This window comes from Pelomonas candidula (assembly GCF_043555985.1).
Lineage (GTDB): Bacteria > Pseudomonadota > Gammaproteobacteria > Burkholderiales > Burkholderiaceae_C > Pelomonas > Pelomonas candidula.
Genome location: NZ_JBIGIC010000008.1, coordinates 303378 through 314337 on the forward strand (window position 1 = coordinate 303378; position 10960 = coordinate 314337).

Annotated in this window: 9 protein-coding genes; all 9 read right to left on the reverse strand. The window is 67.4% G+C overall.

Annotated elements, in window-relative coordinates:
- Positions 1-134: 134 nt before the first annotated feature.
- Positions 135-1694, reverse strand: coding sequence for an alpha-L-fucosidase (locus ACG04R_RS17585; RefSeq protein WP_394413532.1), 1560 nt, complete (start codon positions 1692-1694; stop codon positions 135-137).
- A gap of 32 nt (positions 1695-1726) precedes the next feature.
- A complete protein-coding gene (locus ACG04R_RS17590; protein ID WP_394413535.1) occupies positions 1727-2461 on the reverse strand; it encodes a substrate-binding periplasmic protein in 735 nt (244 codons plus the stop codon).
- A 12-nt stretch (positions 2462-2473) separates the two neighbouring features.
- The gene (gene mmsB / locus ACG04R_RS17595) at positions 2474-3637 is read right to left on the reverse strand and encodes a multiple monosaccharide ABC transporter permease (RefSeq protein WP_394413538.1); all 1164 of its coding nucleotides are present in this window, start codon (positions 3635-3637) and stop codon (positions 2474-2476) included.
- A gap of 8 nt (positions 3638-3645) precedes the next feature.
- On the reverse strand, positions 3646-5187 hold the full coding sequence (gene mmsA / locus ACG04R_RS17600) for a multiple monosaccharide ABC transporter ATP-binding protein (RefSeq protein WP_394413540.1): 1542 nt from the start codon (positions 5185-5187) through the stop codon (positions 3646-3648).
- Entirely contained in the window at positions 5187-6248 is a 1062-nt protein-coding gene (chvE, locus tag ACG04R_RS17605; RefSeq protein WP_394413543.1) for a multiple monosaccharide ABC transporter substrate-binding protein, read from the reverse strand. The genes mmsA and chvE overlap by 1 nt, the downstream gene beginning before the upstream one ends.
- A 191-nt stretch (positions 6249-6439) precedes the next feature.
- A complete protein-coding gene (locus tag ACG04R_RS17610) occupies positions 6440-7513 on the reverse strand; it encodes a glycoside hydrolase family 62 protein (RefSeq protein WP_394413546.1) in 1074 nt (357 codons plus the stop codon).
- Between the two features lie 44 nt (positions 7514-7557).
- The gene (locus tag ACG04R_RS17615) at positions 7558-8970 is read right to left on the reverse strand and encodes an MFS transporter (RefSeq protein WP_394413549.1); all 1413 of its coding nucleotides are present in this window, start codon (positions 8968-8970) and stop codon (positions 7558-7560) included.
- Between the two features lie 14 nt (positions 8971-8984).
- Positions 8985-10433: a GH1 family beta-glucosidase gene (locus ACG04R_RS17620; protein ID WP_394413552.1), complete on the reverse strand. Its 1449-nt coding sequence runs from the start codon at positions 10431-10433 to the stop codon at positions 8985-8987.
- A gap of 54 nt (positions 10434-10487) precedes the next feature.
- A partial coding sequence (locus ACG04R_RS17625) for an apurinic/apyrimidinic endonuclease family protein (RefSeq protein WP_474103781.1) occupies positions 10488-10960 on the reverse strand: 473 nt, incomplete at its 5' end.

Sequence of the window (10960 nt, forward strand, 5' to 3'; positions counted from 1 at the left end):
GGTATTTCCACTTTGCCATACCTGGCTATTGGTCTGACCAGTGTTAACCCTCTCACGCCTTCGCGGATCTTCAACCATGACCTATGTCCGCACTTTGGTATGACCAATTTCCGTGGCGCCGCCGGCAACGCCCTTCAACCGAAGCTGACGCGCAGCGCGCTGACGTGGCGACTGGGCAGTTGCTCGGGCAGGTCCACTTCCAGCGCCTGGGCGCCCTGGCGGAAGCGCAGCGGCCCGGCGCCGAGCAACTCGACCCGGCGCACCGCGCGCAGCTCGTGGGAACCGCCGCGACGCAGCGAGGTGATCTTCACGGTCCCCTTGGGTTCGCCGAGCGTCAGCGCGTACAGCGTGTCGCCCCGCGTCGTGAAGCGGATGTCTTGCGCCGTGTAGGCGGTGTCTTCCTTGAACGCACCGCTGGTGGCCGCGGTGGGACCTTCGCCGTAGAGCTTCCATGGCCGCGTGCCGTGGATCGCCTCGCCGTTGACCTTCATCCACGCGGTCATTTCGGTCAGCAGCACATCGGACTCGGCCGCCAGCGTCCCGTCGGCGTGCTGCACCACGTTGAGCAGCAGGTTGCCGTTCTTGCTGACGATGTCGCACAGCATGGTCAGCACCTGCGCCGGCGTCTTGTAGCGGTCGTGCTCGGAGAAGAACCAGTCGCCGTTGGAGGTGTCGGTCTGCCATGGCAGCGGGTTGATGCCGTCGAGCACGCCGCGTTCGACGTCCTGCACGCCCACCTCGCGGATGAACTCGCCCGAGCCCAGCGCCTTGTGGTTGTACACGGCCTGCATCTCGCCGTTGCGGCGCACCGAGGTGTTGAACAGATGCGCGATAGCGGCCCGGCCCACGTCGCCGAACGGGATGCCGCCGTCCGAGTACAGCAGGTCCGGCTGGTGGCTGTCGATCAGGTCGACGATGCGGCGGTACCAGATCTCGTGGAACTTCGGGTTGGTCGTGTACCAGTCGCCGCCACGGTTCAGGTAGGGCGTGTCATGCGGCTCGTGGTAGAGGTCGACGTTCTCCGGCCTGGCGCCGTCGTAGGCCACGCCGAGCTTGGGCCAGAACTGGTCGCACTGGTGGCTGGTCCACCACCAGTTGTGGCTGGCGCCCAGGTGTTCCGACACGCCGAAACGCAGCCCGCGCCTGCGAGCGGCGCGTGCCCAGTCGCCCACCACGTCGCGCATCGGGCCGAGCTTGGTGGCGTTCCAGCGGTGGTGCTTGGAGTTCCACAGGTCGAAGTTGTCGTGGTGAACGCCCATGGAGACGAAGTACTTTGCACCCGCTGCCACGTAGCGGTCCATCAGCGCCTCGGGCTCGAACCGCTCGGCCTTCCAGCGCTGGATGATGTCCTTGTAGCCGACCTCGGAGGGGTGGCCGTAGGTCTTCACGTGATGGTCGTAGTGCGGGTGGCCGGGTACGTACATGAAGCGGGCGTACCAGTCGCCCTGGCCGGGCACGGCCTGGGGGCCCCAGTGCGACCAGATGCCCAGCTTGGCGTCGCGGAACCAGGCGGGCACCTTAGAGGCACGCAGGGAATCGGCCTCCGCTGTGAAGGGGCCGCTTGATGCCGGCGGCTTGTAGGCCGGCGGCGCCGGGCGATCGCATCCCTGGGCTTGCGCCAGGCGTGCCGTACCCAGCCCGGTGGCGGCCAGCAGCGGCGTGGCGAGGAAAGTGCGTTTGCTCAGTGCGGACATGGTGTCTCCAGTGTGTTTGCTTGTGGGTGCTGTCAGCGGTAGCGGTTGAACAAGACCTCCAGCGAGCCGTCGGCCTGCATGCGGTCGATGACACGGTTCAGCGGTTCTAGCAGCTGCGCCTTGTCGGGCGACAGGGCGCAGCTCAGCTGATAGCGCTCGACCTCGATGACCTCGCGCAGGCCGGAGGTCGGGTTGTCTCTCAGGAAGTAGTCGAGGGCGGCGCGATCCGTGACGGCGTAGCGGATGCGGCCCAGCGCCAGGCGGCGCAGATTGGTGGTTGCATCGGGCACGTCCTCGCGCCGGATCGATTGCATGAAGGCCAGGTCGAGGATGGGGTAGTGATAGCCCAGCACCGTGCCGAGGCTTTCATTCCTGAGCTCGTACAGCGACGTCACGGCCGGCGCGGCCGGATGCGCGGCGATGATGCCCGTGCCGTACAGGAAGGGACGGGTCCAGAGCACCTTGTCGTCCAGCCAGCCTGGCTTGACGTAGCAGAGCAGGTCGGCCGCGCCCGAGGCCACCGCGGGGCCGGCGCGCTTGCCGGGCAGGGGAACGAAGGCAGCGCTCAAGCCCAGGCGCTCCGCCAGGGCCTCGCCGACATCCTTGAGCAGCCCCTCGGCGGGTACCGACCCGACCATCCTCAGCATGGGCATGGACTGGTTGACCGGCGCGACGACGCGCAGCACCGCGGCGGGGTCCGCCGCATGGACTGCCGCGCTGCCCAGCAGCGCCACAGACAACATCAGCCGGCGACGGCGGCTCTTCATGGCCCGCGGCTCTCAGCCTTTGCGGCGGTTGTAGACGTCGAAAACGACGGCGGCCAGCAGCACCACGCCCTTGATGACCTGCTGCCATTCGATGCCGATGCCCAGGATGGACATGCCGTTGTTCATGACGCCCATGACGAAGGCGCCGATGACGGCGCCCGTCACCTTGCCGACGCCGCCGGAGGCCGAGGCGCCGCCGATGAAGCAGGCGGCGATGACGTCGAGCTCGAAGCCCAGGCCGGCCTTGGGCGTGGCCGTGTTCAGCCGCGCGGCGAACACCAGGCCGGCCAGCGCCGCCATGACGCCCATGTTGATGAAGCACAGCAGGGTCAGCTTCTCCGTCGGGATGCCCGACAGCCGCGCGGCACGCTCGTTGCCTCCCAGCGCGTAGATGCGCCGGCCCAGCGTCGTGCGCCGCGTGACGAAGACGAAGACGCCAATCAGCACCGTCATCAGCAGCAGCACGTTGGGCAGGCCCTTGTAGGAGGCCAGCAGCCACACCAGCGCACCCAGGGCCGCGCCTTGCGCGACGAGGCGCAGCAGGAACAGCGGCAGGGGCTCGCCCGCCGCGCCCAGCGCCGTGGCCTTGCGGCGCGCCAGCAGCTCGCGCAGCGTCAGCAGTGCGACGCCGCCCAGGCCCACGGCCAGCGAGGTGAGGTGGCCCTCGCCGTCGCCGAGATCGGGCAGGAAACCGCTGGCCAGCCCCTGGAAGCTGTCGGGAAAGGGGCCGATGGACTGGCCGCGCAGCAGCGCCAGGGCCAGGCCCTTGAACACCAGCATGCCGGCCAGCGTGACGATGAAGGAGGGGATCTTGAGCCAGGCGACGAAGGCGCCCTGCACGGCGCCGATGACGGCGCCCGCGGCGAGGCAGGCCACCATGGCCGGCAGCACCGGCCATTCCATGTCCACCATCAGAACGGCGGCCAGGGCGCCGACGAAGCCGCAGACCGAGCCGACCGACAGGTCGATGTGGCCGGCCACGATGACGAGCAGCATGCCCAGCGCCATCACGACGATGTAGCTGTTCTGCAGGAAGAGGTTGGTGAGGTTGAGCGGCTGCAGCAGCGTGCCGTCGGTGAGCACCTGGAAGAAGCCCATGATGGCGACCAGCGACAGCAGCATGCCGTAGTCGCGCAGGTGCGGGGCCAGGAAGCGGCGCAGGGAGGAGGTGAGCATGATTCGGTTCAATGGGTGCCCAAGAGGGCGTGCATGACGGTTTCCTGGGTTGCGCCGGCGGCCGGCATCTCGCCGACGAATTCGCCCTCGTTCATCAGGTAGAGACGGTCGCACATGCCGAGCAGTTCCGGCAGTTCGGAGGAGATCATCAGGATGGCGCGTCCCTGGGCGGCCAGTTCGGCGATCAGGCTGTAGATCTCGAACTTGGCGCCGACGTCGATGCCGCGCGTGGGCTCGTCGAGGATGAGCAACTGCGGGTCGGTGAACAGCCATTTGGCCAGCACGACCTTCTGCTGGTTGCCGCCGGAGAGGTCGCCCACCGCCTGGTCCACGTCGGCGCAGCGGGTGGCCAGCCGGCGCCGGAAGTCGTTGGCGACGGCGTGCTCGCCGGCCTCGTCGATGACGCCGGCGCGCGAGACGCCTTCCAGCCGGCTCAGGGACGTGTTGCGGGCGATGCTCTCCTGCAGCACCAGGCCGAGGCCCTTGCGGTCCTCGGTGACGTAGGCCAGGCCCGAGCGGATGGCGCGCCTGACGGTCGACACGTCGATCTTCTCGCCCTTCATCCAGGCGGAGCCTCGGATGCGCCGGCCCCAGGAGCGGCCGAAGACGCTCATGGCCAGCTCGGTGCGGCCGGCGCCCATGAGGCCGGCGATGCCGACGATCTCGCCGCGGCGCACGTTCAGGTTCACGCCCTTGACCGCCTCGCGGCCGACGTGCAGCGGGTGCTCCACCCACCAGTCCTTCAGTTCGAACAGCACCTCGCCCGGGTTGGGCTGGCGGCGTGGATAGCGATCCTGCATCTCGCGGCCGACCATGGCGCGCACGATCTCAGCCTCGGCCGGCGGGGCCTGGCGGCAGTCCAGCGTCGAGATGGTCGAGCCGTCGCGCAGCACCGTGATGGCGTCGGCCACTGCGGCGATCTCGTTGAGCTTGTGCGAGATCAGCACGCAGGCCACGCCGCGCTCGCGCAGCCGCTTGAGCAGCTCCAGCAGCGCGGCACTGTCGTCCTCGTTCAGGCTGGCCGTGGGTTCGTCGAGGATGAGCAGCCGCACGTCCTTGGCCAGGGCCTTGGCAATCTCGACCAGTTGCTGCTTGCCCACGCCGATGTCTCCCACCAGCGTGTGCGGTGATTCGGCCAGGCCCACCTGGCGGAGCAGTTCGACGGCGCGCCGGTGCGTCCGTTCCCAGTCGATGACGCCGTGGCGCGCCTGCTCATGGCCGAGGAAGAGGTTCTCGGCGATGGACAGCTGCGGGATCAGCGCCAGCTCCTGGTGGATGATGACGATGCCACGGGCCTCGCTGTCGCGGATGCCCGCGAAGCGCTGCAGCTGGCCGTCGAACCAGATCTCGCCCTCGTAGTCGGGGTGCGGATAGACGCCCGAGAGCACCTTCATCAGCGTGGACTTGCCGGCACCGTTCTCGCCGATGACGGCATGGATCTCGCCCTGCCGCACGGCGAGGTCGACGTGGCGCAAGGCCACCACGCCGTGGAACTTCTTGCCGATGGCACGCATCTCCAGCAGCGCGCCCGGCGGTACCGAGGCTTGCATCACTTCAGCTGACTTTCCTTGTAGTAGCCGCTGTCGACGAGCACAGCCTTGAGATTGCTGGCGTCGACGGCCACGGGCTTGAGCAGATACGACGGCACCACCTTGACGCCGTTGTTGTAGGTCTTGGTGTCGTTGACCTGCGGCGTCTTGCCCGACAGCGCGGCATCGACGAGGTCGGCCGTGACCTTGGCCAGTTGGCGCGTGTCCTTGAAGACGGTGGAGGTCTGGTCACCTCGCAGGATGGCTTTGACCGAGGGCAGGTCGGCATCCTGGCCGGTGATGACGGGCATGGGCTGGCTCGGCGTGCCGTAGCCGACGCCCTTCAGCGAGGAGATGATGCCGATGGACAGGATGTCGGCCGGCGCCAGCACGGCGTGCAGCTTGTCCTTGCCGTAGTAGGCCGACAGCAGGTTGTCCATGCGGGCCTGGGCGGTGGCGCCGTCCCAGCGCAGGATGCCGACCTTCATCGCGCCGGTCTGCTTGCTGCGGATGACGAGCTTGCCGCTGTCCAGGTAGGGCTTGAGCACGCTCATGGCCCCGTCGTAGAAGAAGCCGGCGTTGTTGTCGTCGGGCGAGCCGGCGAAGAGTTCGATGTTGAAGGGCCCCTTGCCCTGCTTGAGGCCCAGCTTGTCGACGATGGAATTGGCCTGCAGCACGCCGACCTGGAAGTTGTCGAAGGTGGCGTAGTAGTCGACGTTCCTGGAACCGCGGATCAGGCGGTCGTAGGCAATGACCTTGACGCCCTTCTCGGCGGCCTTCTGCAGCGTGCTGGACAGCGTGCTGCCGTCGATGGAGGCGATGACCAGCGCCTTGACGCCCTTGGTCACCATGTTCTCGACCTGGGACAGCTGGACGGGGATCTCGTCGTCGGCGTACTGCAGGTCGGTGTTGTAGCCCAGGGCCTTGAAGGCCTTGACCATGTTCTCGCCGTCGGCGATCCAGCGCTGGGAACTCTTGGTGGGCATGGCGATGCCGATGGTGCCCTTGCCTTGCGCGAGGACGGCTGCAGAGGGGGCCAGGGTCAGCAGCAGGCTGAGCCCGAGAAAGGTGATGCGGCGCATGGTGTCTCCGTGTTGTGTGGCGGTGATGAGCTCAGCGAGGGACGCGCGGAGCGATGGGAATTGGGTCCTGCCCCTCGCCCGGCCCGCCCTGTCGGTGGTGGGGAGGGGCGCGGGAGGCGCGCGGCGAGGCGGCATCGTGGTTCTCCCGGAGCGGGTGCCAGGCACTCACCGTTAGGTTGGCGCGAGGCCGTTCATCGCTTGCACAGCTCGCTGATGGCGTTGGGCGCCGTGGCCGTGATCAGGCCCAGCCGGTAGGGCAGTTCGATGTACTCGTACTTCCTGCCCTTCTCCATGTCCAGACCCTGGTAGAGGAATTGCAGCGGCCGGCAGGGATCGATGCTCAGCGTCTGGTCGACGCCATCGCGGACCATCTCGCCGTGGGAGATGCCCTCGGACCAGGCGCGGCCCTTGAACCTGACGTTGTCGGCGCCGGCGAACAGATTCAACTTCGCGCCGGGAACGGGCTGCCACTCGCCATCCAGTCGATCGGCCGTCCAGGCACGGAAGTAGCGGCCCGCCGGCCCCATGGCTTCGACCAGCGTCAAGTACTTCTGGGTGCCGGTGATCCTGTAGGTGTTGCTCGCCTCGAACAGGTCCTCGCGCTTTTCCTTCATGACGACCACGGGCTCGGAGAAGCCGTGAGGGAAGCGCTCGATCGCCGTCTCGGCGCGGTAGAAGCTGCCGCCGTCGTTGGTGAAGAAGAGGTAGCACTTGCGGTCGTCGCAGATGTTCCAGAAGTCCAGCCAGCCTGCCTCGCCCTTGGCGTTCTTCACGGAGGCCGGCACGGCCGGGTAGAACGGCTTCGGTGCCGTCCAGGAGCGCGGGTCGCCGATGTCCCGGGTCGTGGAGTACATCGGGTCGCCGCCCTGGTAGATCAGGTACCAGAGCTTCTGCGGCGCGAAGTAGTAGACCTGGGGGGCCGCACGATAGCCGGGCCCGATGGGCGACTTGTCGAGCATGAACAGGGGCGCCTCGGGGGCTTCGTCCCAGGTCGCGAAGCTCGTGTACGCCATTCCCCAGCCGTCCGCCCCCGCGGTGGTCATGAAGACGTGATAGCGCCCGTCGTGGTAGACGATGCTGGGGTCCTTGACGCCGAAGATGCGCTTGGCGTCGGCCGGTGGGTGGATCAGCGGCTCGCTGGACTCCCATTCGAACGAAGGGGCCGGCTTCGCAGGTGCCGCCGCGTGGGCCAGGGCGCCCAGCGCCAGGCCGGCGGCGAACACGATCGCCTGGCAGGCGTTGAGGAAAGAAGTTGGGCGTTGCATGGCTTCGGTGCTCGATGTCCGGATGGAGGCCGCGGGCGCCATCGTCAGACCGTCCCGCGCCGCGCTTCGAGACCCACGCGGATCTCGTTCAGCCGCTGTTCGGTCAGCTGGAAGCGCAGGATCACGACGATGGCCACCAGCAGACCGATGGTCGGGATACCGGACAGCAGCACGCGGATCATGAACAGCGCGTCCTCGCTCTGGACCGGCAGCTTGGCGTCGAAGCCGGTGAACTGCAGGATCCAGCCCGAGGCACCGTTGCCCAGCGCCAGGCCGACCTTGTTGATCCAGGACTGGCAGGCTGCGAACGAGCCTTCGCGGCGCTGGTCGGTCTCCATCTCGTCGTGGTCGATGACGTCGGCCATGGCTGAGCCGTAGATGGTCCAGAAGCCCGCGCCCGTGAAGGCCACGCAACCGCTGGCCAGCAGTTGCAGCCAGGGCAGCTCGGGGTTGTAGAAGAACCAGTCGCCGATGAAGGCGCAGATGGCCAACGACAGCACGATGGCCAGCGCATTGCGCTTGCCCCAGTGGCGAGCCAGCCAGACGGCAAACGGTATGCCTGCCAGGCCCATCACCATGCCCGAGACGCCCATGGCGGAGTTCCATTTCGCGCCGCGGGCCACGTCGCCGCCGCAGACGTAATAGATCGTCGTGTAGTAGCCCAGCGTGCCGACCATCGCCGTTGCCAGGCCATAGGCCATCATGGTGCCGAGCAGCTTGCGAAAGGGCCGGTTGCGCAGCGTGCGGTACAGCGTGTCGCGGAAGGGCACCTTGAAGGTCTGCGTCACCACCACCTTCTCGTAATAGCGCTCCTTCACCAGGAAGAACATCGCCAGCGCGATGACCACCATGATGGCGCCCAGTAGGGTCGTGTAGACCTGTGCGCCGCGCAGGATGTCGGGCTTGCCGTTCGCGCCGTTGAAGTAGGCCAGTGTCGTGAACTGCGCCGCCACGAACATCGCCAGCTCGGGGATCTTCTGGATCGCGTTCTTGACCGACATCACGCTGGTGCGCTCGTGATAGTCGGGCGTCATCTCCGAGCCCAGGCTGACCCAGGGCATGTTGAAGCAGGCCATCACTGGCACATAGATGGCCAGCGACACCAGGATGAAGATGAAGTACTCCGTGTTGGTCCAGCCCCGGCCCACCGCGAACATCAGTGGCAGCCCGATGCCGGCCAGCACCCCGCCCACCAGCATGAAGGGGCGGCGGCGCCCCCAGCGCGAGCGGGTGTTGTCCGACAGCCATCCGAAGATGGCGTCGGAGGCCGCGTCGATGAAGATCTTGATGCCCAGTGCCGTCGAGATCAGGCCCGGCGCCATGCCCAGGCCGACGTTGAAGACGTGGAAGGCCAGGGACTGGTAGAGCCAGTGGCCCCACATGTCCAGGAAGGACCCCAGGCCATAGCCCATTTTCTGGGGCAGGGGAACGCGGTCCCGAGAGATGGTGGTGCTCATGGCTTCGCGCCGATTTACAGGATGGTGCGCGTGCGCATCACGTCGGCGTAGTAGCGCGCCGAGAGCTTGGGCGTGCGGACCTGCGTCTCGTAGTCGCAATGCACGATGCCGAAGCGGCGCTGGTAGCCGTCTTCCCACTCGTAGTTGTCGATGAAGCTCCACAGGAAGTAGCCGTGCAGCGGCACACCGTCGCTGATCGCGCGGTGGGCCTCGCGCAGGTGGTTGCGCAGGAAGTCGCGGCGGTGCAGGTCCAGCACCTCGCCGTTGACGACGGGCTCGTCGTTGTAGCCGCAGCCGTTCTCGGTGATGTAGAGCGACTGGTGACCGTACAGCTCCGCGCAGAAGCGCGTGGCCCAGTAGATGGACTGCGGCGCGATGTGCAGCCAGGGGCTGTCGGCCTTGGGGTAGTTGATGGGCAGCGGCACGGCTTCCCACGCAGCGCCCGTCTTGCTGGCGCGCACATAGGTGCCGGTGTAGATGTTCAGGCCCAGGTGGTCGGTGGGCAGGCTGATGAGGTCGAAGTCGCCGGGCTCCACCTGCGGAGCGTCGGCGCCGACGCGGGCCAGGTAGTCCGCCGGGTAATGGCCGGCGTGCATGGCGCCCAGCACGTGCGCGTTCTTCTCCAGGAACCAGGCCTTGGCCGCGGCGATGTCCGCCGGCGTCTCGGTGACAGGGATGCAGACGTCGCAGTTGTCGGTCAGTCCGACGACCGCGCCCGCGCCGCCAAATTCGCGCACGGCCCTCACCCCATGGCCATGGCACAGCAGCGCGTGGTGGAAGGTCTGGTTGACGATGGCCGCGCTCTCCTGGCGGCCCGGCGCCTTGGTGCCATAGCCGTAGGCCAGCAGCGTGAAGCAGCGGATCTCGTTCATCGTGATCCAGTGCGTCACCTCGCCGGCGAAGGCCTTGACGATGGTGTCGGCGTAGCGGCCGAAGGCGTCCACCGTCACGCGCGAGGTCCAGCCGCCGCGCTCTTCCAGCGACTGCGGCAGGTCCCAGTGGAACATCGTGACCCACGGCGTGATGCCGTGCTTCTTCATGCTGGCGAACAGGCGGTGATAGAAGTCCAGCCCGGCGGGGTTCAGCTCGCCATCGCCGTTGGGGTAGATGCGCGGCCAGGAGATGGACAGGCGGTAGTTCTTGACGCCGAGGGACGCCATCAGCGCGAAGTCGTCGTCGAAGCGGTGGTAGTGGTCGCAGGCGACGTCCAGCGTGTCGCCGTCGTGCACCTTGCCGGGCGTGCGGCAGAAGCGATCCCAGATGGATTCGCCCTTGCCATCGGTGAAGGCCGCGCCCTCGATCTGGGCAGAGGCGGCGGCGACGCCGAACACGAAGTCGGCGGGAAAGGGGCTGGCGTAGGTCACGGTGTCGTTGTCAAGGAAGGTGTCGTTGCCGGCCGGCAAGGAGCAGGCGGACAGGCCTCGGATGAAGTCGGTCAGGGAGGTGCTGCACGTTGAGGTCATGGCCGTCCTGTGATGAAGAGGCCGGCACCGCCAGGGCTCCGACCAGATGTGGCTTCAGGTGTTGCAGAAGCGGTTGACGAGGTTCTCCAGCGCCTCCTGGCGGCCGGAGACGGGGGCGGTGTCGGTGTTCTTGGCGAGCACGCCGTCGGCGAGGTCGGCCAGCGAGCGCTTGCCGTTCAGGATGTCCTGACCTTCCGCGCTGTCCCAGCCGGCGTAGCGCTTGTCCACGGCGGCCTTGAGGCGGCCGTCGTTGATCATCTTCTCGGCCACCAGCAGCGCCTGCGCGCACACGTCCATGCCGCCGATGTGGCCGATGAACAGATCCTCGGCGTCGATGGACTGGCGGCGCACCTTGGCGTCGAAGTTCAGGCCGCCCGAGCCCAGGCCGCCAGCCTGGATGACGTGGTACAGCGCCAGCGCCGTCTCCGGCACGTTGTTGGGGAACTGGTCGGTGTCCCAGCCCAGCTGCGGGTCGCCGCGGTTCATGTCCAGGCTGCCCAGGATGCCCAGCGCGCCGGCGGTGGCGA

Excerpts from the sequence above, each read along its gene's own strand:
- ACG04R_RS17585 (WP_394413532.1), bottom strand. The coding sequence starts at position 1,694 with ATGTCCGCACTGAGCAAACGCACTTTCCTCGCCACGCCGCTGCTGGCC.
- ACG04R_RS17590 (WP_394413535.1), bottom strand. The coding sequence starts at position 2,461 with ATGAAGAGCCGCCGTCGCCGGCTGATGTTGTCTGTGGCGCTGCTGGGC.
- mmsB (WP_394413538.1), bottom strand. The coding sequence starts at position 3,637 with ATGCTCACCTCCTCCCTGCGCCGCTTCCTGGCCCCGCACCTGCGCGAC.
- mmsA (WP_394413540.1), bottom strand. The coding sequence starts at position 5,187 with ATGCAAGCCTCGGTACCGCCGGGCGCGCTGCTGGAGATGCGTGCCATC.
- chvE (WP_394413543.1), bottom strand. The coding sequence starts at position 6,248 with ATGCGCCGCATCACCTTTCTCGGGCTCAGCCTGCTGCTGACCCTGGCC.
- ACG04R_RS17610 (WP_394413546.1), bottom strand. The coding sequence starts at position 7,513 with ATGCAACGCCCAACTTCTTTCCTCAACGCCTGCCAGGCGATCGTGTTC.
- ACG04R_RS17615 (WP_394413549.1), bottom strand. The coding sequence starts at position 8,970 with ATGAGCACCACCATCTCTCGGGACCGCGTTCCCCTGCCCCAGAAAATG.
- ACG04R_RS17620 (WP_394413552.1), bottom strand. The coding sequence starts at position 10,433 with ATGACCTCAACGTGCAGCACCTCCCTGACCGACTTCATCCGAGGCCTG.